The organism is Mesorhizobium carmichaelinearum (assembly GCF_900199455.1).
Classification (GTDB): Bacteria; Pseudomonadota; Alphaproteobacteria; order Rhizobiales; family Rhizobiaceae; genus Mesorhizobium; species Mesorhizobium carmichaelinearum.
Genome location: NZ_FZQR01000019.1, coordinates 49,727 through 71,376 on the forward strand (window position 1 = coordinate 49,727; position 21,650 = coordinate 71,376).

The window sequence follows — 21,650 nt, forward strand, 5'->3', positions numbered from 1 at the left end:
TGACAGGCCTCAGCCGTGCAGGCCCTGCTTCATCGCCGCCGGAATGTTCATCTGCGCCTGCAGCGAGGGATAATAGTCGGGATCGCCGGCGACCGTCAGCGGATCGAGCTTCTGCGGTTTCAGCGTCGCCGGCGCAATCGCCGCGAGCGGCTTTGCAACAGCCGACAGCCGGACCAGCGACGGCATGTGCGCCTCGTCGCTGAAGCGCGGCCGAAGATTAAGGTCGTGCGGCTCGTCCTGGTCGAGGACGAGTGTCCACTGCGCCTGACGCGGCATGGCCTGCGCCCGCAAGGTCGGCGACATGCGTTCGAACGCGATGGCGCGCTCGGCGACCCCGGCAAGATTGCCCATGGCCGCACCAAGCAGTGCCTGCGCTTTCGCCAGCCCGAGCCCGGCAACCGCCTCGTCGGCCGAAGCGTCGTCGAGATTGATCAGGCGTTTTTCGCCGGCGAAGGAAATCTCCTCGGCGGTGGCTGAAAACCCCGCCGCCAGTGCCGATGTGGCGTAGCGCGGGACACCGTCGATGACGACAAGGTCGATCCTGGTTTCGTCGGCCGCGAGGAGGCTGGCATATGGGTCGCCGCCATTGCCGCGCACCAGCATCAGGTCGGCATATTTTCCGGCCTCGATCGAGCCGAGATAGCGATCCCAGCGCAGCAAGCCCGCCGCATTGATCGTCGCCATGGCGACGATGTCGCGCTGGCTGAAGAGCCCGCCATTGGCCAGGCTGTATTGCCAGATCACTTTCATCTCGTGCAGCAGGTTCTTGCTGCCGGTCGGTGACCAGTCAGAGCCGATGCCGATGCGCAGCCCCGCGGCCTTTGCCGCTGCGATGTCGGCGGTCTGGCCGTAGAGCATCAGGTTGGACAGCGGCGACCACGCCATGCCGGCGCCGGCCTGTGCCAGCCGGTCGAAATCCTCGCGTTTCAGGGCGTTGCAGTGAATGCCGGTCAGGGACGGCGCGATCGCCCACTCGCTCGGCCCGATCTTGAGATCGAGGAAATGCTTGCGGGCGCTGGCGTCGATTCCCTCGCTGAGATGCAGCAGCATGCATTTGTGCGTCTTCAGATAGTTCAGGAAAATGTCCTTCTTGTCGGCCGCGAAATCGGGGATCTGCGCCTGCGCATCAGGCAGGTTGGCGTCCAGGCTCTCCTCGACATTGCGCACCAGGCCGCGATATTTGCGCTTGATGCCGGCGGCGCTGAACAGGGTCAGCCCTTGCGAGGTGGTCGTGCCGCCGACGAGGCACTTTGCCTCGGTGAACCGCGCGATCGCCGGCGCGATGCCCGGCGCCTTGCCCAGCACCTTCATCGGCTCTGTGACCAGCGCCTGGTATTCGGGCTTGCCTTGCCATGCACCCCGGTTCTTGTAGAGCTTCGGCACCGCCCACAGTTTCAGTATGTCGTAGGCGAGATGATTGTGAAGCTCGATCAGGCCAGGAAAGAACGTGCCGCCGGTCACCACCGGCGACAGATGTTCGAAGCCCGATGGCGGCGCGACCGAGGCGTCCGTCACGGCGATGATCCGGTTGGCCTCGATCCAGATGATCGCGTCGGCAAGCACGGTGAATGCCGCGTCCATCTGCACGACGCGTCCGCGATAGGCACGTTTGCTGGCTTGCATGGAACCCCCCTGTTCTTCAAACCCGGATGAAGGCGCAACATCGGGTTAACGCCGGCAGATCGCGCCACGGAGCAATTCGTCAGGAAAGGTCGAAACCCCACAAAAACATATCGTTAGACCTGTTCGACAATTCAATTTCTCAACCGGCCTAGTTTGACTTCGGCGCTTTCCAGATCAGCGTATGCCGGTCGTCGGGGTGAGGCCGGCTGACGCTGGCGAACTGCGGCGGCGCCATCGCCCGCAGCCAGCGGTCGTCGCCCATGAAGGCGGGAACCCCGAACGGCAGGTCGCGCCGCGGAATCACCGCATAGTCGGCCTCGACCAGTTGGGCGCCATAGTTCGCCCCGGTGGCATTGCCGCCGGCGTCGGCGGTGACGATGCCGCGCAGCGTGACGACCGCCGCCCGCCAGGCGTTCGCAAGAACTTGCGGATCGTGGCTGCTGGGATGGGGAAGCTTGAACACCTGGGTTCCAGCCTTGCCAGGCCATTTGGCGACAGCGCGCTGGGCCTGCGCGCCGAAAGCGATGACCGCCTGCACTTGCGGCCCCTTCGCCATGTCGAACAGCGCGTTGCGCCACGCCAGATGCGCCGGCTCGTCAAGGACATCGTCACCGCCGGCGCTCTGGCTGGGGATCAGCGCGTAGGCGAAGGCATTGAGGCAGAGATAGGACCGGACCAGTCCAAGCTTGGCGAGAAAGCCCTGGACCCGCTGGCCGGCATCGCCGACCAATGTCCTTAGCGCCACCCTCTCGGTCGCCCCGGGATCGGATGCGATGCACAGAACCCGCGCCGACCCGTCCAGCCTGCCCCGATAGAAGACCGGCCCCCAGTCATACCAGAAGAAGTTCTTGAAGGGGGCGTAGTCGGGCACGCTGGCGAAGTGCTGGGCAAAAGCCGCAGGCGGACCGGGATCGAATTCGACGGCATTGCTCATGTGCCACCTGCAGTGGTTTGAACGCAGCAAGAATTCTTCGATTACTGTACTGACAGTAATTCTATATCCGCGTCACATTCAAGTAGCCTTGGAAATTTCCCTCCAATAATATTCGACCTGCGGCTCCCGGCCGAAAATCGCAAGGGCGTGTCATTCGGAAACAGTTGGAAAAGCAAGGATCTTGCCTTGTCGACAGATTGACCTGCCGTGCCTTCGTTCGCCGGCTCCGGTGGCATTTGATTAAAAAGCGCCTGTGGATATTTACCCCACATTCCGCCAGGCCGGCCAAGATACATTAGGGCGGGATCATGGAGGGACCCTTGACCAGCGATTTTTCAGCCGCCCGCATCCATCTCGAACGCGCCTATCACTATCTGCGCGGCGGTGACGAGACGAGCCGCGCGGCATGCGAGGCGCTCGACCTGCTGATCGAAATGGTGGCGGAGGCACAATACAGGCGGCCCGAGGCCGGGGTGCTGGACTTTCCGCAAGCGACGGCGCGGCACCCCGTTTGATTATGATGCTCTGCGGGCCGATGCTGCGCTTGCCGGCCCGGTCGCACGCACCACGATCTGCTCCAGCGGTTCAGGCCGGTGCAGCAGGAAACCCTGGCCGAAATCGACGCCCATATCGCTGAGCATGGCCAGCGTGTCCTGCCGTTCGATCTTCTCGCCCACCACGTCGCAGCCGAGGCTGCGGGCGATGCTGGTGATGGCCAACACAATTTCGCGGTCGAAGCGGCTCTCGGCGATGTGCTCGATGAAGGAACCATCGATCTTGATGGCATCGACCGGAAAGCGCCGGAGATATTCGAACGAGCTCATGCCGGCACCGAAATCGTCGAGACTGACCTTGCAGCGCCGCTCGCGTGCCTTGCGCACGAAGGTCTCGGCGGCGTCGAAATTGGTGACGGCGGCGGTTTCGGTGATCTCGAAGCCGATACAGGAATGCGGCGCCCCGGTTTGCTCGATGATGCTGTCGACGAATTCCCACAGCCCCGGATCGCTCAGCGTCTGCGCCGAAAGGTTGAAGCCGAGCGTGAGCGCGCCGGACTTCATCGCCGCCCCATGCCGCGACAGCGCGGTGCGGATGATCCAGCGATCGAGCCTGGCGGCAATGCCGAAGCGCTCCGCGGCCGGGATGAATTCGCTGGGCGGGATCAGCTTGCCACTACGCCCGGCAAGCCGCGCCAGCACCTCGACATGGCGGCTTTCCTGCCAGGGCCGGCCCAGCCGGTGGATCTCCTGGCCGAACAGCTTCAGCCGACCGTCCTCCATGGCGTCGACCGTGTCGGCGGCGAGCCGCGCCGCGTTGAGGCCGCCGGAATTGGCCTCTGCCGAAAACACCGCGAAGCGGTCACGCCCGGCGGCCTTGGCCGCGTAGCAGGCGTCGTCGGCGCAGGCCAGCGCGTCGGCGACCGTGGTGGCCCGGTCGTTGACGATGGCGATGCCGATGCTTGCCGCGAGCCGACGCGCGGTCGCGGCAAGGCCGAGATCGGCGCCGCGCACGGCCGCCAGTATGGCGCCGGCCAGCCGCTCAGCCTGCGCAGCGTCGCAATGGGGCACCAGCAAGGCAAATTCGTCGCCGCCGAGCCGTGCCGCATGCGCCGATGGCGGCAGGCAACGACCAATGCCCGCCGCCACGCTTTTCAGCGCCAGATCGCCGGCGGCATGGCCGGCGAAGTCGTTGAGCGCCTTGAAGTAGTCGAGATCGACATAGAACACCGCCAGCGGCACACCCGTGGCGATATGGTCGGCAAGCAGCCTGTCGAAGGCGGTGCGATTCCACAGGCCGGTCAGTGCGTCGTGGCGGGCGGCGAACGCAAGCTCCTGTTCGCGCAGCTTGTCCTCGGTGATGTCGCGCACCGTGCCGAGGATCTGGCCGGCAGCACCCGCGGCGGCGACGTAGCGCACCAGCGATTCGATGTGGCGGATTTCGCCGTCGCGCTTGATGATGCGGTATTGCGAGGCGGTAACGCCGTTCGAGCCGGGTGCCGGCTGGTGGGCGCGCTCGGTGGCTTCCTTGTCGGCGGGGTGCAGAAAACTGTGCCAGAGATCGGCCGGCACCTCGTCGGTATCGGCGACGAGGCCGAACATCTCCCTGGTGCGGGCGTCCCAATAGCTCTTGTGGGTGGCGATGTCATAGTGCCAGATGCCGGTACCGCTGGCGGCGAGCGCCAGGCGGAAGCGCATCGTGACCTGTTCGAGCGCGGCTTCGGCCGCCTTCTGCTTCGAAATGTCGGTCTGCACGCCCATCAGCCTGAGCGGCTGCCCATCCGCGCCGCGCTCGACAATGCCGCCGCGGTCGAGCACCCACACCCAATGGCCCTGCTTGTGCTTCAGCCGCAGTTCCGTCTCGATGGCTTCGGTCAGCCCGGCAATGTGGCGGTCGCCACTGGCCAGCGCCCGCTCGCGGTCGTCGGGATGGGTGAGTTTCAGCCAGAGGTCGCTGGTGTTGGCGAGTTCATCTTCCTCGTAGCCCAGCATTCGCGCCCAGGTCGCCGAATAGAAGCAGTCGCCGCTGCGAAGATCCCAGTCCCAGACACCAAGATGGGCGCGCTCCAGGGCCGTGCCCCAAAACGCTCCACTGCGACTTTTCTTGCCTTGACGCGCCATCGTCTGTTTTCGCCTGCTCCACCCGCTGGCAATCTGCGGCAAAACCAGAGAAGAAACCGTTACCGGTTGCGGGACAGACGGCTGTCGGGGCTAAAGATCGTCCCGAGCGGAAAACGGCCGGTGGCCGGTCCGGCGCAGCGACGCATGCTGCTCATCATGCATCTCCTGAAAGCACGGGCCTGATTGCCGGAACTCGCCCACCGATCGGCAGCAATCGTAAATCAAGATTCTGCATGTCAAGTTTTGGTAAAAGCAATCTTGATACTCTGAAGCAATCCGCAGAACCATAATATTTGCCTTCGAAACGGAACGCTCTGCCGCTACGCACATCAAACTCATCCTGCCCCGGCAGCCACTTGATGGGCTCGTTTGGGTGCTAGAAAAAAGCGGTGCGGTCACGTGCCTAAGTAAAATTTTCTTTAGTTGAAAAAAATAGCTGTCAGGTCTATTTTCACAGGGCCAGCAGAGCAACTCAAAGTGCGAAACAAAACTGCTGGCGGGGAAATCACCAAGCACACCTTGGACAGAGGCGAGCATGACCCAGCTTGGCGCGGTTAGCCGGGCTGGCGCGAGATGTGTTTGCTTGCGAACAGCAATCCATCTCGAAATTACCTCGGATCATTTGAACGAAACTAACCTGGGAGAGGCATTGCCATGTTGACAAGACATGTTGCGCTGGTTTCGGACGAATCCAGCATCCAGAATTCGGAATTGGTCGCGGTCGCGGGCGCCCTGCAGAAGCAGGTGACGCGGGATTTTGGCCCGATATGGGGAATCCAGGCCGACGTCTCGGCATTTGAGAAGCTTGAGGACATGCCGCTCGACTACTGGCCGATCATCATCAAGGACGATATCGGCAATCCCAATGCGGCCGGCTACCATGAGGACCAACATGGGCAGCCTTTTTCGCTGGTCCAGTTTTCAGCGGGCTGGCACCTGACGGCAAGCCATGAGCTCCTCGAAATGCTGGGCGATCCCTTCGGTCGGCGAATGGTGGCCGGGCAGTCTCCGGTCGCCACGCAAGGCCGCGTCAAGTTCCTGGTCGAGGTCTGCGATCCCTGCGAGGCGGAGCAGTTTGCCTACACGGTGAACGGCATCACGGTGTCCGACTTCTATACGCCGCACTATCTCGACCCGGTGGCCTCTGCCGGTGTCCGCTACAGCTATACCGGTGCGATAAAGGAGCCGAGGCAGGTGCTGAAGGGCGGGTATCTCAGCTGGTACGATCCGTCGTCGCGACAATGGTGGCAACGCACCTGGTTCGGGGGTACAAAGGCCGCTGATGGAGCGCTGCAGAACTTGAAGGTCGGCAACGGCAATCTGCGGCAGGCGATCGACCGGCTGACGCAAACCAAGCAGGCAGAGGCGCAACGTCGAGGCGCCAAGCCGCCGGGCAAGGCGGCAATGGCGGCGCGCAAGCCCGACATGGCCTTTGCCAACCACGCCGCGGACCTTCGCGCGACGATCGCGGTGGTGACGAAAAAGGCGACAGCCGCCGCGGTAACGAAAAGGCCCAAGTGATCCGCCTCGGTTGCTCGGGTCCCGGCCATTGCAAAGGAGTTGCCCGAGATGGCGAAGAAACCAGGAACAACCGACCAACCCCCCAGCGCCGGCGATACGCCGGCGCAGATCCGGCGCGCCGAGGAACTCCGCCGCGAGATCGCCGAAATCGCCAAAGGTGGAAAGCCTGCCGGCAAGCCGACCCCGCGCGAAATGACCGATGCGGCCGCGCGCGCCAAGGCCGGCAAGACCGAAGACTAGCAGGTCAGCGAAGATCGCTGCCCATCGCCTAGAGCAGTTCACCGTTTCACGGAAACGGCGAACCGCTCTAACTCTTTGTTTTGACGCAATTCCCTAGGGAAAGCGCTACGCGCTTTTCCCGGAAAAACCGTTCACACTTTTCCTGGAATTGCTCTAATGCATGTCGCCCAAGAATGACCTCGCTTTGGGGAAAACGACATGCATGAAAACAACGACTTAAGCGCGTCGCCTATTTCCATTTTGATGCGACGCGCTTAGGGCCGGCAGATCACGGCGACCACATCAGATGCGCAGAGGACTTGGCCGGCTGCTCCGGCTTGGCGAAGGGGCTGTTTCGCTCGCAGCCGAGCAGCGCCAGAGCGCCCACGAGGATGAGTGTCCGAAAAATCACACGATGCATTGGATGTCCTTCGATGAGGCTCAAGGCCGTCAACCAGAGCTGCCAGATGAAGAACCAGGCAATTGAAATGGCCTCCATGGCCAGGCTCTCCTGTTGATTTGGATCCTTGGCAAATCGCCGTTGAAAAGAGGTTTTGGCCGTGGAGGTCGTCACTTCAGCTGCGCGACAAGCGCATCCGCTCCCTTGTCGACACCGGCCTGCGCGGCGGCCAGCGGTTGCATGCTGGCCTTGATGTTGATCGGGCTCGGATATTGCTTGGTGACGAAGGCCTTCAGCAGGCGGTTGGTCCCGGCGTCGAAGATCTCGACGGCGTAGAGGACCGAGCCGGTCAGCGAGCCTTCGCGGTCGCGGGCGGTCTGCACGGTGTTGTAGACGCCGCCGGCGATGTCGAAGCGCGAAAGCGTGCCAAGAACCGGCGTGTTGGCCTTGGCGCCGGTCAGCGTCAGCCGCACCCGCAAGGTGTTCGGTCCCGGCTTGCCGGTGAGCGTGAAGCGGCTCTTCAGCCTTTCGGTGAAGCGATCCTGCATATAGCTGGCGATCGCCGCCCGGTCGCTTGCCGGCATCTTGCCGAACTGCCCGTCGGCACCGCGATAGATGACGACGGGATCGACGATGACGCTCGTGTATTGTTTCCAGTCGACCGCGGTCGAATAGCTGTAGGGAACCCGCCCGGTTGCGTCACGCGGATTGGGAGCAAGTTCAGCCGACGAGGATAATCCCGAATAGGCGATCGGATCGGCGCTGACGCAGCCCTGGACAGCCATGCCAAGCCCGGCGATGGCCAGGAAATTCCTGATGGTCTTGTGCATATTCAATGTCCTGTTGCGAGCAAAAGCGTGATGACGGTGACCGGGCAGAGGCTTGCCGGTACGCACAGCATCACGCGGGCGGTGCCGAACCACGCGTGCCGGCGCGAGCTGCGCGCCGCGTGGGCGAAGACCTTCGAGACGAGGTGCAGCAGCGGCAGCAGTGCGAGGATCGCCGCCAGCACCAGCAGCAGCGTCTGTGGCCGATAGTCCGACAGCGCCTCTGAGCCAGGGACCGCCGCGTGGACGCGGTCGAACAATCGCAGCGCCAGCAGGGCCGTCATCATGTCGACGAGGCACAAAGCAAGGCCGGTGGCCGCCAACGGCGAGAAACGGAACGCCAGGGGCCGCCGCACGGTCAGCGGTCGAGGATTCCCAAGCCGGTGCTGGATCTCACGATCGACAGACGTGGCCGTAACAGGTCCGTGTGTTGAAAACGCTGTGCCGGAAGCCTTCAGCCTGGCCAGGTGCCCGCCGTTTGCGGGCCAGCCAGCACCGCTCTTCGTCCCCGGCCCAAACATGCCTGCACCCCTCGCTCTTGCGTTGGGTGTCCGTATAGCAGCCAAAAATGGATTTGCGAACCGTCTAGTCGGTTTTTTTATTCGCTACCCGCCTGCCGGTGGAATGCTCCTTTGCGGCGGCAGGCCACTGGGTATTGTCAAGGAGGCGGTCGAACAGGCGCTCCAGATCCGCTTCCGACAGCGAGCAGATGCCCATCATTGTCGACAGGGCAAGGCCCTTGGCCGCGAACAGGCGAAGCGTCGCCAGATCCGGGTCCGTCGCTTCGGCTCGAATGGCCTCGACCTTGCCGGCGTCCGTCTCCCGCAGGCCGGACAGCAGTGCCGGGTTTTCCGCCAGGGCGCCGAGCAGGCCGAAGGCCACCGAATGCGGTTCCGAGATGGCCTTGCGTTGCACCGCGATCTGCGCCGCGAGTTGCGGCTCCTTGCCGTCAGCGCCGGCCGAGGCCAGATAGTCCCTGGAAAAATTCTCGAAGAACTCGACCTGGTTCTCCAGCAGGGTCTTGAGCACCGCTTCCTTGGTGCGGAACTGATGCATCACGCCGCCTTTCGAGAGGCCGCCCTCGCGGGCGATGGCGTCCAGCGTCAACCGCCCCGGCCCATCGCGCGCGATGATGGCGAGCGCCGCCTGGATGATGGCGTTTCGCGAGCGTTCGGAACGGGAGACATTGTCCATGATATGTCCTGCTGCAATTGCGGCGGTGGGCAGCGACATTGCCTCCGCGCCCACGAGATAGACCTGAACACGGACAAAAACAATCCATCCGGTCTGTTTATCGACGTCGACGCCCTCCCCGTCTTTCGATTGGCCGGCAAGAACCGGAGTTTTGCGCATCCCCGATCGTCCTAGGGATGGCTCAGGTCATCGGCGACACCGATGCCCCCCGCCAACCACAAAAGGATGCTCCCGATGACCAAACAGGAAGACAACAAGGCCGTCGTCGTCAGATGGTTCACCGACTTCTGGGGTGAAACCTGCGATCTCAGCGTCGTCGACGACATCGCCGCGCCCGACATGCTGCTCAAATATTCACTGCATGAGCCGCGCCGGGGCCGCGACGACATCAAGTCCTTCATGACCGACTTCCGCGCCGCCTTCCCGGATCTCAACTTCTGGGCCACGGCCGATCTTATTGCCGAGGGCGATTATGTCGTCGGCCAGTGGGAGGGCGGCGGCACGCATTCCGGGCCGGCCTTCGGCGATTTCCTCGCCGGCTCGCTGCCCGCCGCCACCGGCCGCACCATGCGCTTCACCGGCACCACCGTGCTGAAGGTGATCGACGGCCGCATCGTCGAGGAGATCGGTCTCGACGACGGCGTCGCGGCGCTGACCCAGCTCGGCCTGATCAAGGCCGCCTGATTTTGCAGGGCCATCGCCGCTCAGGCGATGGCCCCCTTCGACCGTGGCCGAAGCCCGGCAACCTATCGGGGCAGTTGGAAGCGCGACTCCGCCGTCATCAATACTCATGCACTTGACGACGACATCGTCGTCAACGAATCCTTGATGAAAAGGGAAGAATTATTCACATCTAATATTTGGAGATTTTATCAATTTAAAAGTGAAACCGAATCGTAATACTTAATCCTCAAAATACTCTCAGTAGGGCTTTGGGCGGCTGGCGGGTTTTCCTCGATGAGTGCGCATACCGGGCAGCGGGACGGCGAAAGCCGCTCGCTTGCCGTTTTTGACCTGGACATTGCGGCGACCAGGAGCGGCTGGCTGCTGACTGCCCTGTGCCTGGCTTATGCCCTGGCCGCGCTTTGCCTGCAGCCGAGCCGCTATCTCCACCTGGCGCAATCCTATGCCCAGCCCTTCATCTTCTTCCTGCCCACGCTCCTTGTCGCCGGCCTCGGCCTGTTGGCGCTGACACTTGCCAGGCATAGCCCGACACGGTTCATGCTTGATATGCTCAGGCAGCGCTGGCTGGGCGCCGCACCGGTGATCCTTCTGTTCTTTCTCGGCATCACCGCCTTCACCACCTTCAAGATCGCCATCCCGGAGATCGTTCCGTTCTATGCCGACCGCATGCTGGCGGAGCTTGATCTTGGGCTGCATGGCGCCGATCCCTGGATATGGGCGCACAGCGTCATTCCCGAACCCATCTCGGCCGTCATTTTCATCGGCTACGGATATGCCTGGCACGTGCAATGGTTCGGCACTTTGCTGTTCGTCGCCTTCTGGAACAACCCGGCAGGGCGTTTGCGTTACCTCTGGACGTTGGCGCTGACCACGATCCTGTGCGGCACCGTCCTGGCCATGGCGCTGTCATCCGCCGGCCCGATATTTCATGACCAGTTCTACGGCGGCGATCGGTTTGCCGCATTGCAGGACGCGCTGGCGCAGAACGACTACGCCGCGCCGGTCCACACCTATGCCAGCTATCTGCTCACAGCCTACGCAAGCGGCCGCCCCGAACTGGGCGGCGGCATCTCCGCCATGCCAAGCATGCATGTCGCCTTCGCTACGCTCAACGCGTTCTTCCTGAGCGGTTTCAGCCGCCGCTGGGCCGTCGTCGGCTGGTCCTTTGCAGCACTCATCCTGTTCGGCTCGGTCTACACCGGCTGGCACTACGCCGTTGACGGCTACCTTTCGATTCTTGTCGTGTCCGTGCTCTGGTACCTGACGGGCCGTTTCGTTCTGCCGCAGGCGAGCCGCGACACCACCGTGATGGGACTGCCGCTGCCGGAACCGGCGTCGCAATGACCGGACCAGGCTGAAGCCGGGAGCAGACCGTCTCTCCATTGCCCTTTGGGCGAGCCAGGCGGCATTGGCGCCGCCTGGCCTTGCCGGTTACTGGCTTGGCGCCATCGCGTGTTCGCACGACACTTTCGGGTTCATGTCGGCGAACGTGCCGGTCGGGTTGCCCTTCCAGGCCCAGACATGCAGTTCGTAAAATTCACCCAGGCCATAGCGGTTGGGCGCGCTGTTGAAGTTGAACAGCTGTCCGTCCAGCGACGCCGGGCCCTTCGAGGTGATGTATTCGACCGCCACCAGCTTAAGCCGGCCGTCGGCCATCGGCTCGTACATCACGGCCTCGGGACGGGCGATGTCGATCTTGTCGTCCTTCAGGTACTGGCCGTTGACGTAGTGGATGCCCATGGCGCCGCCGGTGATGCCGCTGGCGCAGGGAATGGGCGCATAGCCCTCGGCCGTCGCCGCCTTGACGTCGAGAAACCGGCTGTTGGCGGCCCGCACCTTGTCCGCCAGCGGATTGGGGCCGGACACGGTTTCAGCCGCTTCCTGATGCGCCTGTGCGACGGTGGCGCAGACGGCCAGCATGGCCCCCGCCATGACGAGCCTGTTGTGGAGATTTGATTTCATATCCATTCCATTCTTCCTGAAAAAGCACAGCTGGCCGGCCGCCGGAAATACGGCGGCCCGGCAGGCAAGCGCTGTGGCTGTTGTTGCTTGGAGATCCCGAAATCGATGTGACGACTGCCGGGAAGGATCATCCCTTCGGCAGATACGGGATCGTTCCGGCCAGATCGGTGTCGTCGATCAGCTGGAAGCGGCTGTCGCTGCCGCCCTGACGCGCCGAAACGAAAGGCGCATAGGCTGGATCATTGGTGAAGGCGCGCGCCGCCGCTTCCGACGGGAACGCCATCAGGGCGATCAGCGTGGTATCGAGCGGCTTGCCTTCAAGCGTCTTCACATTGCCGCTGCGCGACAGATATTTGCCGCCATGCTTGTGGACGATGTTGTGCACCGAGGCCGCGTATTCCGGCACCCACTTCGGGTCCTTCATCTTGATGTCGGCGATAACGTAAGCGGTCATGATCGTCTCCTGGTTGCGGCGCACAGGGGTATCCCGTGCAACCGGCGAAAGGGCTCGCATGGCAGGACCCTCGCCAACCAGTCCGCGATCTGTACTGGGGTGGTACAGTTTCCGTACTGGCCGCTTCATTCATGAAGGCCTAATGTTCGACCCAGCTTCGAGGGAGGAACACCAATCATGACCCAGCACGGATACAAGCAGTTCTGCCCCCTATCGATGGCCGCCGAGGTTCTGTGCACCCGCTGGACGATGGTGCTGATGCGCGAATTGGTGGCTGGCTCGACCCGCTTCAACGACCTGCGCCGCGGCGTACCAAAGATGTCGCCAACCCTTCTGTCGCAACGGCTGAAGGAGCTCGAGCTGGCGGGGATCGTCGAGCGCAAGGAGGTGCCGGGCGAGAAGGGGATCTTCGATTATCGGCTGACCGAGGCCGGCCGCGATCTGCGCCCGGTCGTCGAGGCGATGGGGTTCTGGGGGCAGAAATGGGTCGAGTCCCGGCTGTCGCTGAAGAACCTCGATCCGTCGCTGCTGATGTGGGACATGCGGCGCAATCTGAACCCCTCGCCGCTACCCGAGGGACGCACGGTGATACAATTCCTGTATCAGGAGCTGCCGGCTTCCAAGCGCTCGTGGTGGCTGATCGTCGAAAAGCACGGCGAGGTCGACCTGTGCTGGTACGATCCGGGCTTCGATGTCGACCTCTACGTCTCGACCGACCTGCACACGATGACGGCAATCTGGATGGGGTTGCTGACCGTCGAGAAGGCCGGCGCAAAGGTTGCCCTAACCGGCGACCAGGCGATCGGCAAGAAGATGCAGACCTGGCTCGGGCTCAGCCCGTTTGCGGTGGAGCCCAAGCGGGCGGCATAGGAGAAAACCCAGACGCGCATCGATTTTGGGCGCCATGCTACGAAAACAAGGACTTACAGCGAGTCTTTGAATCCGGTTGGATACGACCCGTCAACGGGATCGGGTGCTTCAATCGGGTAGTGCTTGTCCTCATAAGCTTCGATCAGAGTTGCGAGAACGTCGAAGCAATCACCGTCGAGAGAGCCGACCTCCGGCTCATTCTCGAAATATTTGGTGATTTCGCCAATCGCCCAATCGTAATCGGCTTCGGTCTCAATGGGTCGAATGTTTTCCATCACACCTTCTCCGGGTCAATCTTGTCATATTCTTTGTTGGCAGGAAACGGGTGGCGGGGCCGGCTTCCCACGGCTTCAATGCGGCATGTTCATCACTCTTGCCAAAGACCTGAAATCCACGCCGCTGCCGGTCGCTGACAATCCGCGCTGGGCGCGCGTCGTCGCGCGCGACAAATCGGCCGACGGGCAATTCTGGTATTCGGTAGCGACGACCGGCGTCTACTGCCGGCCCTCCTGCCCGTCGCGGCGCGCCAACCCCGCCAATGTGCAGCTGCATGACACGCTGGCTCAGGCGAAGGCCACCGGCTTTCGTGCCTGCCGGCGCTGCAACCCGGATGGCCCCTCGCTGGAGGCCGGCAATGCGGCGATGGTCGCCGATGCCTGCCGCAGGATCGAGCAGAGCGAGGAAGAACCCTCGCTCGCCGAACTGGCTGATGCCGCCGGCCGCAGCGCTGGCTATTTCCACCGCGTCTTCAAGGCGATCACCGGGCTGACGCCGAAGGATTATGCCGCGGCAAACCGCGCCGCCCGGGTCCGCCAGGGTCTCGAAGACGGCGCCAGCGTCACAGTGGCGATCTACGATGCCGGCTTCAATTCGAGCGGGCGTTTCTACGAGAAATCGACCGGCATGCTCGGCATGACGCCGACGCGCTACCGTGCGGGCGGCGCCAACGAAGACATACGCTTTGCCGTCGGCGAGACCACGCTCGGCGCCATACTGGTCGCGTCGAGCCGCAAGGGCGTCGCCTCGATCCTGCTCGGCGACGATCCGGACGCGCTGGTGCGCGACCTGCAGGACCGTTTCCCCAAGGCGCGACTGATCGGCGGCGACCGCGACTACGAGGCGCTGGTCGCCCGCGTCGTCGGCTTCGTCGAGGCCCCACAGCTCGGCCTCGGCCTGCCGCTCGACGTGCGCGGCACCGCCTTCCAGCAGCGCGTCTGGCAGGCCCTGCGGGACATCCCGGTCGGCGGCACGGTGTCCTACGCCGAGATCGCCGAGCGCATCGGCACGCCCAAGGCAACCCGAGCCGTCGCCGCCGCCTGCGCCGCCAACGCCCATGCGGTCGCGATTCCCTGCCACCGCGTGATCCGCAAGGACGGCGCGCTGTCCGGCTACGCCTGGGGCGCCGAGCGCAAGCGCGCGCTGCTCGACCGCGAGGTCGGCGGGACGGCGAACGCAGCCGACGGGGCCTACCGGTCTTCGCGGGCCTGACGAGGAACGGCGATGCGCACGATGGCAAGGTCTTCCACCGCCGGTGCGAAGATCGAGAGCGCCAACAGCGCAGCCATCGACGCGAAGTCACGCGTGTTGGCCGCTATCGGCGAACTGGTCGATGCCGGCAAGGCAGAGTGGAGCCGCGCGGCGACTGGCGAGGTTGAGCTGCGGCTGCTGTCGGGCGAGGTGTTCCTGTTGGGCGAAGTCACCGTCACGCGTGTCGCCTGACCAAACTCGCCGTAGAGTGCTTACCTTGGCGTCCTTCATCCTCGGAAGCGACGATTTGAATTTGAAAGCAAGCATCGGAGTGAGGGAAGACCGGCACCTGGCTAGGGTTCAGGCACACAGAAGGAGTGAAGGCAATGAACCTCATGCAAACTCAAATGACGACGGCGCACAACGCCCTCGACACCATCACCTATGCCATCGGTGAATCCTCCATCGGCACCATCCTGGCGGCGCGCAGCCCCGTCGGCGTTTGCGCCATCCTGATCGGCGCAGATGCCGACGCGCTGGAGCAGGACCTCGCCGACCGCTTCCCCGGCAAGATGCTGGTCGAAGACGCGGCCGCCTTGCGCGATGATCTCGCCGCGATTGCCCGCTTCATCGAAACGCCCGGCATCGGCCTCGACCTGGCGCTCGACATGCGCCACGGCACGCCGTTCCAGCAACGTGTGCGGGAGGTGTTGCGCGCCATTCCCTGCGGCGCCACCATCACCTACACCGCACTTGCCCGGCGTCTCGGCCGGCCGAACGGTGCCCGTGCCGTGGCGACCGCCTGCGCCGCCAACGCCATCGCGCTCGGCATTCCCTGCCACCGCGTTGTCCGCGCCGACGGCACGCTGTCGGGCTACCGCTGGGGCATCGAGCGCAAGCGCGCGCTGCTGAACCGGGAGGCCCAGATATGAACGCCCACGCCAGGGTTGCCACAGCGGCGGTGGAAGCCGCCGAGACACGCATCGCCGCTTACGACTGGCCGGCGCTGGCCGCCGAACTCGACGGCTTCGGCTGCGCGGTGATGGAAAAGCTCCTGTCGCCCGAAGAGTGCCGGCAGATCGCCGGCCTCTACCCGCAGGAAAGACATTTCCGCAGTCACGTCCACATGGCCAGGCACGGTTTCGGCAAGGGCGAATACCGCTACTTCCGCTATCCCTTGCCGGACCTGCTCGGCGGCCTGCGCAGCGCCCTCTATCCCAGGCTGGCCGAGGTCGCCAACCGCTGGAACGAGCGCATGGGCATCGCCTTGCGCTACCCCCCAGCCCATGCCGCGTTTCTCGACCAGTGCCACGCCGCCGGCCAGGTCAGGCCGACGCCGCTTTTGCTGCAATATGTGCCTGGCGACTTCAACTGCCTGCACCAGGACCTCTATGGCGATCTCGCCTTTCCCCTGCAGGTGGCGATCCTGCTTTCCGAGCCGGGCGAGGATTTCACCGGCGGCGAGTTCGCGCTGACCGAGCAGCGGCCGCGCATGCAGAGCCGGGTCGAGGTGGTGCCCTTGCGCCAGGGCGACGCGGTGGCCTTCGCCGTCCACAACCGGCCGGTGCAGGGAACCAAGGGCAATTACCGCGTCAATCTGCGCCATGGCGTCAGCCGCCTGCGCTCAGGCATGCGCCACACCGTCGGCATCATTTTTCACGACGCGAAGTGAGCGCCGGCTCACGCCTCCCAGTAGGGCGGATCGCCAAAGGCATCGCGCAGCCATGCGGTGAGCGCCCGCAGTTTGGCCGATCCGCGCCTGTCCTCGGGACAGGCGATATAGAGGGTTGCCCCTTCAGGCTCGGCACCGACATCGACGACCGTCAATCTCTTGTCGGCGATCTCGGTCCGGATGAAGTAGGCGGGAAGCAGCGCCAGGCCAAGGCCGGCAAGTGCTGCGTCGCGCATCAAAATCCCATTGTTGACGCGCAGCGCGGTTTCCGGGCGGATCGTCACCAGCCGCCGCGAAATCTTGAACCGCCAGTCGGCGGCCCCCCGGATGGAGTAAATGATGCCCTTGTGGCGTTTCAGGTCGTCGGTGGTCGCGGGCAATCCAAAGCGCTCGATATAGTCCGGTGAAGCCACCAGGAAGCGACGGCTGGAAGCCAGCTTCCTGACGATGACAGGTCCGTCATCGACGACCGGCCCGTGACGCACAATGGCATCGTAGCCATCGGCCGCCACGTTGACGAAACGATCGTCGACATCAAGCGTCAGTTCGATCCTCGGATGCCTGGCCAGGAAGCCATACAGCGCCGGGCCGAGGTGGAGGATGCCGAAACTGGTCGGCGCCGATATTCTGAGCGGTCCCGCGAGTTCGCCGCGATGTTCGGCGATCTCGGCGCGGGCATCGGTCACCTCCTGCATGATGCGCTTGGCGCGCTCGTAAAAACCGCGCCCCGCTGCGGTGATGGAGAGCTTGCGGGTGGTGCGGTCCAGCAGCCTTGCGCCGAGGCTGCGCTCAAGCTCCGACAGCCGCTCGCTGATGACGGACTTGGACAGGTTCATGCGCCTGGCCGCTTCGGTGATCGAACCGGATTCCGCGACGGCGACAAACGCGGCGGCGGATTCAAGCTTCAGCATTGTTCGGTTTTCCCGAATTCACAATCAGGCGACCGGTGCCTAACGAAATCAAGGGCATGGTGCCATAGTCGAAAAGACCGCGATATGGCGGCGGCAGAATAAAAGCTCGGGGTAGTGCATCATGTTTCGTTCTTTGGTCATCGTGCTTGGTCTGCTGTCACTCGCCGCTCCGGCCTCTGCGCGCGTGACCCCGTTTCCGACCGGCTTCAAGACGCAGTCGATCGAGACCAACGGCACCAAATTGTATGTGCGCGTCGGCGGACAGGGGCCTGCGGTGGTGCTGCTGCACGGCTTCGCCGATACCGGCGACATGTGGGCGCAGGCCGCGGTAAAGCTGATGAAGGATCACACCGTCGTGGTGCCGGACCTGCGCGGCATGGGCCTGTCGGCGCATCCGGATGGCGGCTACACCAAGAAGAACCAGGCAGCCGACATCGCCGGCGTGATGGATGCGCTGAAGATCGACAAGGCCGAGCTGGTGACGCACGACATCGGTAACATGGTCGGCTATGCGCTGGCCGCGCAATATCCCAAGCGCATCACGAAATGGGTCGTCATCGACGCACCGCTGCCGGGCATAGGTGACTGGGAGAAGATCAAGCAAAGCCCGCTGCTCTGGCACTTCAACTTCCGCGGCCCCGACATGGAGCGGCTGGTCGCGGGCCGCGAGCGCATCTACCTCGACCGCTTCTACAACGAACTGTCGGCCGACCCGAAGAAGATCGACGAGGCGACGCGTGTCCACTACGCGAAACTCTATGCGCGGCCGCATGCCATGCATGACGCCTTCGAACAGTTCAAGGCATTCGACCAGGACGCTATCGACAACCAGGCGATGCTTGCCACCGGCGGCAAACTGGCCATGCCGGTGCTGGCAGTCGGCGCGGAGAAATCGGCAGGCACGACACAGGCCGACACTTTGCGGTTCGTCGCGTCGGACGTGACCGGCGCCATCGTGCCCGCCTCCGGCCATTGGATCATGGAGGAAAACCCGGATGCCACGGTCAAGCTCATCACCGATTTCCTCGCCAAATAACCGCGCGAAGTTATTCTGGCGGCCGCGGACTCGGGTGAAAGAGGACGCGGCCAGACAAATCCATCACCCATCGGCGGCGACCATCTCCAGGATCCACGGACACGCATAGTAGTCGGCGATGCGGTCGATGACGCCGCCCTGCGCATGGATGCGCACCAGATAGGCCGGCCGCCATTCCTCGCCACGCAGCCTGTCGACGACCAGAACGTCCTGCCCTTCGACCACGTCTGGCCGCATGCGCCAGGGCTCGCCGCGCTCATATTCGACGAAATAGGGCGAGCGGGAGAGCAGGCCATTGTAGCAGTCCGACACCCGCAGCCGGGCATCGGCGCTGGTCAGCGCCCGGACCCCGTCCCAGTCCCTGGCATTGAAGAGTTCGACATAGCGGCCGAGCAGCCGCTCCAGTTCGGGATCGTGCGCGGGTGCCGCGGCCGGCTGCGCCGGCAGAGCGGCGAGCTTGGCGCGGCCACGATTGAGCGCCGATTTGACGCCACCCGATGTCGAGCCGACCAGCTCGGCGATCTCGTCGAGCGAATGGTCGAAGACATCTTTGAGCAGCACGCAGGCGCGCTCCTTCGGCGGCAGATGCACCACCAGCCGCTCGATGGCGCGGCCGGCGCCCGGACCGGCGGGCTCGACGGGCAGCACGATCTCATCCCCGGCATAGCCTGCCTCGGCCTTGAGCCGCGTGCGGCGGTTGCGGATGAAGTCGATGCACCGGTTATGGGCAATGCGGAACAGCCACGGCCGCAACGCCTGGGTATCGTCGAGCAGACCGATCTTGCGATAGGCCTCGAACAAAGCCTCCTGCATGATATCCTCGCCGTCGAGCGCCGAGCCGGTCATGCGCGCGCAATAGCGGTGCAGACGGACGCGCAGATGCGAGACCGTCTCCAGGAACGCCCGGTAGCGCAGGTCGAACAGGCCTTCGGGGTCGAGGCTCGGCTCCATGCCTTGCCTCGTCACATGGGAATTGCGGATTTGCTGGTTCATCACAGCACGTCGCTCGGTGTTGCCACAGCATCGCGCAAGCGCCGAGCATCCACAAGCCGGCCCATGGTCAGGCCGCTCTGTTGTCGGCGACATTGTCGCCGGCATCCGGCAGACCCAGCCTCGGTCGCAGCCAGGCGGCGAGGCGGCCGATCGCGTCGTCGGCTTCCGTCGCCCGGCCGGCCATCATCTGGAAGGAGTGCAGCATGCCGTCGAAGACGTCGAGGCGCGTCTCGACGCCAGCCTGCCGCGCGCGCTCGGCGAACATGCGGCTTTCGTCGACCAGCGTCTCGTCGGCGCCGGCCTGCAGGAAGACCGGCGGAAAGCCGCTCAAATCGGCATAAAGCGGGCTGACCTCCGGATCGAGCCGATCGTAGTCGCCAATGAAGTTGGTTACCAGCCAGTCGACGCCCCCCTTGGCGAAGAAGGGATCCTTTTCGCGGTTGGTTTCGTAGCTGGCAGCGGTCAGCGCCATATCGAACCAGCCGGACATCATCAGCGTAGCGACCGGCAGCGGCCGACCTTGCGCGCGCAGCCGCTGCAGGACGCCATAGGTCAGCACCGCGCCGCAGGAATCGCCCGCAAGCGCGATCGTCTTTGCGTCGAAGCCCTGGTCGATAAGCCAGTTCCAGGCTGCCATCGCCGCCTCGAGTTGGGCCGGATACTTGCCCTGGTTCGCCAGCGGATAGCCGTAGACCAAGGCCCGGCAGCCGACGGCCTTGGCCAGATGGCCGACCAGCTTGCGATGGGTGTAGATCGAGCCGCCGAGGAAGCCGCCGCCATGCGCGTAAAACAGCACGCGCCGCTCGTCGGTGCCCTTCGGCACGATCCAAAGGGCCGGCACGCCGCCGGCATCCACTTCGATATAATCGACGCCACCGGGTTCGCCGGTCAGCGCCGTCCAACTGGCATCGTTGAACTCGACGAACGCCTGCGGGCTCATTTTGCCGGCATTGGCGCCGATCGCCGCGTAATGGTTTCTGTTTGCCTCGCTCTCGATGCTCGCCATGATGGTCTCCCAGGGTTGCGGATCGCGGATTGCGACCTTCCAAGCCAGAGACGGATGGGCTGAGAAAAAGGATACGTCAGATCAGGATTTTCTCTCTCCTCACCCCGCCGGCGCATATCGGTTGACCACCATGCCGCAGGCGTAGGCTTTCGTGCCGAGCAGCCGGAGGTTCTGAAAACCGCCCTGGTCGAAGATCCGCCGTCCCGCACCCAGTGCCGCCGGATTGACGAACAGCTGGAACTCGTCGACCAGCCCGGCCGCGATCAGCGAAGAGGCGAAGCCGGCGCCACCGAAGACGACCATGTCGCCGCCCTCGCCCGCTTTCAGCGCCTTGACTTCGCGCGGCAGGTCGCCGCTCACCACCGTCGTGCGCTCCCAGCGCGAGGTTTTCAGCCTGTCGCTCAGCACCACCTTCTGGGCCTCCACGATGCGCTGGGCGAAGGCATAGAACGGATCACTGGGAAACTTCTTCGCCGCGTTGCCCCAATGGGTGAGATAGCCCTCCTCCGCCATCTTGCGGCTGAGCAGGATGGTGTCGATGCAGGCGAAGACAGTGTTGAAATCCTGTTTCAGCTCCTCGTCCCAGCTGATGTCGTCGCCCCATTCCCAGAGCTGCCAGCGATGGTCGTCATTGGCGCCGACAAAACCGTCGACCGACATCTGCATCTGCAGGATGAGCTTCTTCATCATCGTCTCCTCGTTTGTCCGCTCAAGGGAAATTGCTTTACTTTTGGAACCATTGACGCGCGAGAAAAATGATGTCAAGAGTAAAGTGATTTAAAAATGGAAGCATAGAGATGTCGACGCGCGAAAGATCCGGCTGCCCGATCAGCCTGTCGCTCGAACTGCTCGGCGACCGCTGGACGCTGCTCATCATCCGCGACCTGGTCTTCGCCGGGAAAAAGCATTTTCGCGAATTCCTGCAGTCCGATGAAGGCATTTCCTCGCGCACGCTGGCCGAGCGGCTGCAGACGCTGCAGGACGAAGGCATCCTCACCCGCAGCGACGATCCGAGCCACGGGCTGAAGGCGATCTACCGGCTGACGGAAGCCGGCATCGACCTTCTGCCGGTGCTGGCCACGCTCGGCGCCTGGGGCAGCAAGCACCGCAAGGCGGATGATCATCTCGCCCGCACCGCGGACGAGCTGGCGGCCGGCGGCGAGCCAGCGCTGGAACGGATGAAGGCGGCGCTGCGGGCGGAGCATCTGGCGTAGACATGATCGCCCAAGCTCTTGAAGGATGCTCGAGGCCTAGCCGGGGCG

At 63.8% G+C, this 21,650-nt stretch carries 26 protein-coding genes; 12 read left to right on the forward strand and 14 right to left on the reverse strand.

All coding sequences use genetic code 11. From position 1 onward, the window contains the following. Positions 1 to 9 precede the first annotated feature (9 nt). On the reverse strand, positions 10 to 1,623 hold the full coding sequence (locus CKW40_RS31200; protein WP_095203595.1) for an amidohydrolase family protein: 1,614 nt from the start codon (positions 1,621 to 1,623) through the stop codon (positions 10 to 12). A 148-nt stretch (positions 1,624 to 1,771) separates the two neighbouring features. After that, the gene (locus CKW40_RS31205; RefSeq protein WP_095203596.1) at positions 1,772 to 2,557 is read right to left on the reverse strand and encodes a uracil-DNA glycosylase family protein; all 786 of its coding nucleotides are present in this window, start codon (positions 2,555 to 2,557) and stop codon (positions 1,772 to 1,774) included. A 320-nt stretch (positions 2,558 to 2,877) separates the two neighbouring features. Between CKW40_RS31205 and CKW40_RS31210 the strand changes: the two genes are divergently transcribed. Then, positions 2,878 to 3,072 carry a hypothetical protein gene (locus CKW40_RS31210; RefSeq protein ID WP_179298183.1) on the forward strand — a complete coding sequence of 65 codons (195 nt, stop codon included), beginning with the start codon at positions 2,878 to 2,880 and terminating at the stop codon, positions 3,070 to 3,072. Here CKW40_RS31210 and CKW40_RS31215 read toward each other — a convergent pair whose 3' ends face one another. Beyond that, positions 3,073 to 5,172, reverse strand: coding sequence for an EAL domain-containing protein (locus tag CKW40_RS31215; RefSeq protein ID WP_095203598.1), 2,100 nt, complete (start codon positions 5,170 to 5,172; stop codon positions 3,073 to 3,075). A gap of 654 nt (positions 5,173 to 5,826) precedes the next feature. Here CKW40_RS31215 and CKW40_RS31220 point away from each other — a divergent pair. Together CKW40_RS31220 and CKW40_RS31225 are read left to right on the forward strand one after the other, a co-directional pair. Beyond that, positions 5,827 to 6,693 (forward strand): hypothetical protein, encoded by an 867-nt coding sequence (locus CKW40_RS31220; protein WP_095203599.1) that lies wholly within the window; start codon positions 5,827 to 5,829, stop codon positions 6,691 to 6,693. A gap of 48 nt (positions 6,694 to 6,741) precedes the next feature. Next, the gene (locus CKW40_RS31225; protein ID WP_095203600.1) at positions 6,742 to 6,933 is read left to right on the forward strand and encodes a hypothetical protein; all 192 of its coding nucleotides are present in this window, start codon (positions 6,742 to 6,744) and stop codon (positions 6,931 to 6,933) included. Positions 6,934 to 7,201: 268 nt separating this feature from the next. Here the strand turns inward: CKW40_RS31225 and CKW40_RS31230 are convergent, their stop codons facing one another. The 4 genes from CKW40_RS31230 to CKW40_RS31245 form a co-directional block, all read right to left on the reverse strand. Then, positions 7,202 to 7,411 (reverse strand): hypothetical protein, encoded by a 210-nt coding sequence (locus CKW40_RS31230; protein WP_095203601.1) that lies wholly within the window; start codon positions 7,409 to 7,411, stop codon positions 7,202 to 7,204. 71 nt (positions 7,412 to 7,482) lie between these two features. Continuing rightward, on the reverse strand, positions 7,483 to 8,142 hold the full coding sequence (locus CKW40_RS31235; RefSeq protein WP_095203602.1) for a DUF3313 domain-containing protein: 660 nt from the start codon (positions 8,140 to 8,142) through the stop codon (positions 7,483 to 7,485). 2 nt (positions 8,143 to 8,144) lie between these two features. Further along, the gene (locus CKW40_RS31240) at positions 8,145 to 8,495 is read right to left on the reverse strand and encodes a hypothetical protein (RefSeq protein ID WP_095203603.1); all 351 of its coding nucleotides are present in this window, start codon (positions 8,493 to 8,495) and stop codon (positions 8,145 to 8,147) included. Positions 8,496 to 8,724: 229 nt separating this feature from the next. Then, positions 8,725 to 9,333 (reverse strand): TetR/AcrR family transcriptional regulator, encoded by a 609-nt coding sequence (locus CKW40_RS31245; protein WP_179298184.1) that lies wholly within the window; start codon positions 9,331 to 9,333, stop codon positions 8,725 to 8,727. 234 nt (positions 9,334 to 9,567) lie between these two features. Here CKW40_RS31245 and CKW40_RS31250 point away from each other — a divergent pair, with 234 nt between their 5' ends. Continuing rightward, on the forward strand, positions 9,568 to 10,017 hold the full coding sequence (locus CKW40_RS31250) for an ester cyclase (RefSeq protein WP_095203654.1): 450 nt from the start codon (positions 9,568 to 9,570) through the stop codon (positions 10,015 to 10,017). A 273-nt stretch (positions 10,018 to 10,290) separates the two neighbouring features. Beyond that, a complete protein-coding gene (locus tag CKW40_RS31260) occupies positions 10,291 to 11,361 on the forward strand; it encodes a phosphatase PAP2 family protein (RefSeq protein ID WP_095203605.1) in 1,071 nt (356 codons plus the stop codon). A gap of 87 nt (positions 11,362 to 11,448) precedes the next feature. On the opposite strand, the gene CKW40_RS31265 is transcribed toward CKW40_RS31260, so the two are convergent. Both CKW40_RS31265 and CKW40_RS31270 read right to left on the reverse strand, forming a co-directional pair. Further along, on the reverse strand, positions 11,449 to 11,985 hold the full coding sequence (locus tag CKW40_RS31265) for a hypothetical protein (RefSeq protein WP_179298185.1): 537 nt from the start codon (positions 11,983 to 11,985) through the stop codon (positions 11,449 to 11,451). A 121-nt stretch (positions 11,986 to 12,106) separates the two neighbouring features. Continuing rightward, entirely contained in the window at positions 12,107 to 12,433 is a 327-nt protein-coding gene (locus tag CKW40_RS31270; RefSeq protein WP_095203656.1) for a DUF1330 domain-containing protein, read from the reverse strand. A gap of 177 nt (positions 12,434 to 12,610) precedes the next feature. Here CKW40_RS31270 and CKW40_RS31275 point away from each other — a divergent pair, with 177 nt between their 5' ends. Then, positions 12,611 to 13,303 carry a winged helix-turn-helix transcriptional regulator gene (locus tag CKW40_RS31275; protein WP_095203606.1) on the forward strand — a complete coding sequence of 231 codons (693 nt, stop codon included), beginning with the start codon at positions 12,611 to 12,613 and terminating at the stop codon, positions 13,301 to 13,303. 53 nt (positions 13,304 to 13,356) lie between these two features. Here the strand turns inward: CKW40_RS31275 and CKW40_RS31280 are convergent, their stop codons facing one another. Then, positions 13,357 to 13,578 carry a helix-turn-helix domain-containing protein gene (locus CKW40_RS31280; protein ID WP_095203607.1) on the reverse strand — a complete coding sequence of 74 codons (222 nt, stop codon included), beginning with the start codon at positions 13,576 to 13,578 and terminating at the stop codon, positions 13,357 to 13,359. 85 nt (positions 13,579 to 13,663) lie between these two features. Between CKW40_RS31280 and ada the strand changes: the two genes are divergently transcribed. The 4 genes from ada to CKW40_RS31300 all read left to right on the forward strand — a co-directional run bounded on the left by ada (position 13,664) and on the right by CKW40_RS31300 (position 16,442). Beyond that, entirely contained in the window at positions 13,664 to 14,791 is a 1,128-nt protein-coding gene (ada, locus tag CKW40_RS31285) for a bifunctional DNA-binding transcriptional regulator/O6-methylguanine-DNA methyltransferase Ada (RefSeq protein WP_095203608.1), read from the forward strand. Positions 14,792 to 14,812: 21 nt separating this feature from the next. After that, positions 14,813 to 15,022, forward strand: coding sequence for a hypothetical protein (locus CKW40_RS31290; RefSeq protein ID WP_244571359.1), 210 nt, complete (start codon positions 14,813 to 14,815; stop codon positions 15,020 to 15,022). A 134-nt stretch (positions 15,023 to 15,156) separates the two neighbouring features. Further along, positions 15,157 to 15,702 carry a methylated-DNA--[protein]-cysteine S-methyltransferase gene (locus CKW40_RS31295; protein ID WP_095203610.1) on the forward strand — a complete coding sequence of 182 codons (546 nt, stop codon included), beginning with the start codon at positions 15,157 to 15,159 and terminating at the stop codon, positions 15,700 to 15,702. Beyond that, a complete protein-coding gene (locus CKW40_RS31300) occupies positions 15,699 to 16,442 on the forward strand; it encodes a 2OG-Fe(II) oxygenase (RefSeq protein WP_095203611.1) in 744 nt (247 codons plus the stop codon). The genes CKW40_RS31295 and CKW40_RS31300 overlap by 4 nt, the downstream gene beginning before the upstream one ends. A gap of 8 nt (positions 16,443 to 16,450) precedes the next feature. On the opposite strand, the gene CKW40_RS31305 is transcribed toward CKW40_RS31300, so the two are convergent. Continuing rightward, positions 16,451 to 17,353: a LysR family transcriptional regulator gene (locus CKW40_RS31305; RefSeq protein WP_095203612.1), complete on the reverse strand. Its 903-nt coding sequence runs from the start codon at positions 17,351 to 17,353 to the stop codon at positions 16,451 to 16,453. 121 nt (positions 17,354 to 17,474) lie between these two features. Here CKW40_RS31305 and CKW40_RS31310 point away from each other — a divergent pair, with 121 nt between their 5' ends. Continuing rightward, entirely contained in the window at positions 17,475 to 18,389 is a 915-nt protein-coding gene (locus CKW40_RS31310; protein WP_095203613.1) for an alpha/beta fold hydrolase, read from the forward strand. 63 nt (positions 18,390 to 18,452) lie between these two features. Here CKW40_RS31310 and CKW40_RS31315 read toward each other — a convergent pair whose 3' ends face one another. From CKW40_RS31315 to CKW40_RS31325, 3 genes are all read right to left on the reverse strand, one after another. Further along, a complete protein-coding gene (locus tag CKW40_RS31315; RefSeq protein ID WP_095203614.1) occupies positions 18,453 to 19,382 on the reverse strand; it encodes a sigma-70 family RNA polymerase sigma factor in 930 nt (309 codons plus the stop codon). Positions 19,383 to 19,449: 67 nt separating this feature from the next. Continuing rightward, positions 19,450 to 20,388 (reverse strand): alpha/beta hydrolase, encoded by a 939-nt coding sequence (locus CKW40_RS31320; protein WP_095203615.1) that lies wholly within the window; start codon positions 20,386 to 20,388, stop codon positions 19,450 to 19,452. A gap of 99 nt (positions 20,389 to 20,487) precedes the next feature. After that, positions 20,488 to 21,075 carry a dihydrofolate reductase family protein gene (locus CKW40_RS31325; RefSeq protein WP_095203657.1) on the reverse strand — a complete coding sequence of 196 codons (588 nt, stop codon included), beginning with the start codon at positions 21,073 to 21,075 and terminating at the stop codon, positions 20,488 to 20,490. A gap of 110 nt (positions 21,076 to 21,185) precedes the next feature. Between CKW40_RS31325 and CKW40_RS31330 the strand changes: the two genes are divergently transcribed. Next, a complete protein-coding gene (locus CKW40_RS31330; protein WP_095203616.1) occupies positions 21,186 to 21,602 on the forward strand; it encodes a winged helix-turn-helix transcriptional regulator in 417 nt (138 codons plus the stop codon). Positions 21,603 to 21,650: the final 48 nt, after the last annotated feature.

Excerpts from the sequence above, each read along its gene's own strand:
- CKW40_RS31200 (WP_095203595.1), bottom strand. The coding sequence starts at position 1,623 with ATGCAAGCCAGCAAACGTGCCTATCGCGGACGCGTCGTGCAGATGGAC.
- CKW40_RS31205 (WP_095203596.1), bottom strand. The coding sequence starts at position 2,557 with ATGAGCAATGCCGTCGAATTCGATCCCGGTCCGCCTGCGGCTTTTGCC.
- CKW40_RS31215 (WP_095203598.1), bottom strand. The coding sequence starts at position 5,172 with ATGGCGCGTCAAGGCAAGAAAAGTCGCAGTGGAGCGTTTTGGGGCACG.
- CKW40_RS31220 (WP_095203599.1), top strand. The coding sequence starts at position 5,827 with ATGTTGACAAGACATGTTGCGCTGGTTTCGGACGAATCCAGCATCCAG.
- CKW40_RS31225 (WP_095203600.1), top strand. The coding sequence starts at position 6,742 with ATGGCGAAGAAACCAGGAACAACCGACCAACCCCCCAGCGCCGGCGAT.
- CKW40_RS31230 (WP_095203601.1), bottom strand. The coding sequence starts at position 7,411 with ATGGAGGCCATTTCAATTGCCTGGTTCTTCATCTGGCAGCTCTGGTTG.
- CKW40_RS31235 (WP_095203602.1), bottom strand. The coding sequence starts at position 8,142 with ATGCACAAGACCATCAGGAATTTCCTGGCCATCGCCGGGCTTGGCATG.
- CKW40_RS31245 (WP_179298184.1), bottom strand. The coding sequence starts at position 9,333 with ATGGACAATGTCTCCCGTTCCGAACGCTCGCGAAACGCCATCATCCAG.
- CKW40_RS31250 (WP_095203654.1), top strand. The coding sequence starts at position 9,568 with ATGACCAAACAGGAAGACAACAAGGCCGTCGTCGTCAGATGGTTCACC.
- CKW40_RS31260 (WP_095203605.1), top strand. The coding sequence starts at position 10,291 with ATGAGTGCGCATACCGGGCAGCGGGACGGCGAAAGCCGCTCGCTTGCC.
- CKW40_RS31265 (WP_179298185.1), bottom strand. The coding sequence starts at position 11,985 with ATGGATATGAAATCAAATCTCCACAACAGGCTCGTCATGGCGGGGGCC.
- CKW40_RS31270 (WP_095203656.1), bottom strand. The coding sequence starts at position 12,433 with ATGACCGCTTACGTTATCGCCGACATCAAGATGAAGGACCCGAAGTGG.
- CKW40_RS31275 (WP_095203606.1), top strand. The coding sequence starts at position 12,611 with ATGACCCAGCACGGATACAAGCAGTTCTGCCCCCTATCGATGGCCGCC.
- CKW40_RS31280 (WP_095203607.1), bottom strand. The coding sequence starts at position 13,578 with ATGGAAAACATTCGACCCATTGAGACCGAAGCCGATTACGATTGGGCG.
- ada (WP_095203608.1), top strand. The coding sequence starts at position 13,664 with ATGTTCATCACTCTTGCCAAAGACCTGAAATCCACGCCGCTGCCGGTC.
- CKW40_RS31290 (WP_244571359.1), top strand. The coding sequence starts at position 14,813 with ATGGCAAGGTCTTCCACCGCCGGTGCGAAGATCGAGAGCGCCAACAGC.
- CKW40_RS31295 (WP_095203610.1), top strand. The coding sequence starts at position 15,157 with ATGAACCTCATGCAAACTCAAATGACGACGGCGCACAACGCCCTCGAC.
- CKW40_RS31300 (WP_095203611.1), top strand. The coding sequence starts at position 15,699 with ATGAACGCCCACGCCAGGGTTGCCACAGCGGCGGTGGAAGCCGCCGAG.
- CKW40_RS31305 (WP_095203612.1), bottom strand. The coding sequence starts at position 17,353 with ATGCTGAAGCTTGAATCCGCCGCCGCGTTTGTCGCCGTCGCGGAATCC.
- CKW40_RS31310 (WP_095203613.1), top strand. The coding sequence starts at position 17,475 with ATGTTTCGTTCTTTGGTCATCGTGCTTGGTCTGCTGTCACTCGCCGCT.
- CKW40_RS31315 (WP_095203614.1), bottom strand. The coding sequence starts at position 19,382 with ATGAACCAGCAAATCCGCAATTCCCATGTGACGAGGCAAGGCATGGAG.
- CKW40_RS31320 (WP_095203615.1), bottom strand. The coding sequence starts at position 20,388 with ATGGCGAGCATCGAGAGCGAGGCAAACAGAAACCATTACGCGGCGATC.
- CKW40_RS31325 (WP_095203657.1), bottom strand. The coding sequence starts at position 21,075 with ATGAAGAAGCTCATCCTGCAGATGCAGATGTCGGTCGACGGTTTTGTC.
- CKW40_RS31330 (WP_095203616.1), top strand. The coding sequence starts at position 21,186 with ATGTCGACGCGCGAAAGATCCGGCTGCCCGATCAGCCTGTCGCTCGAA.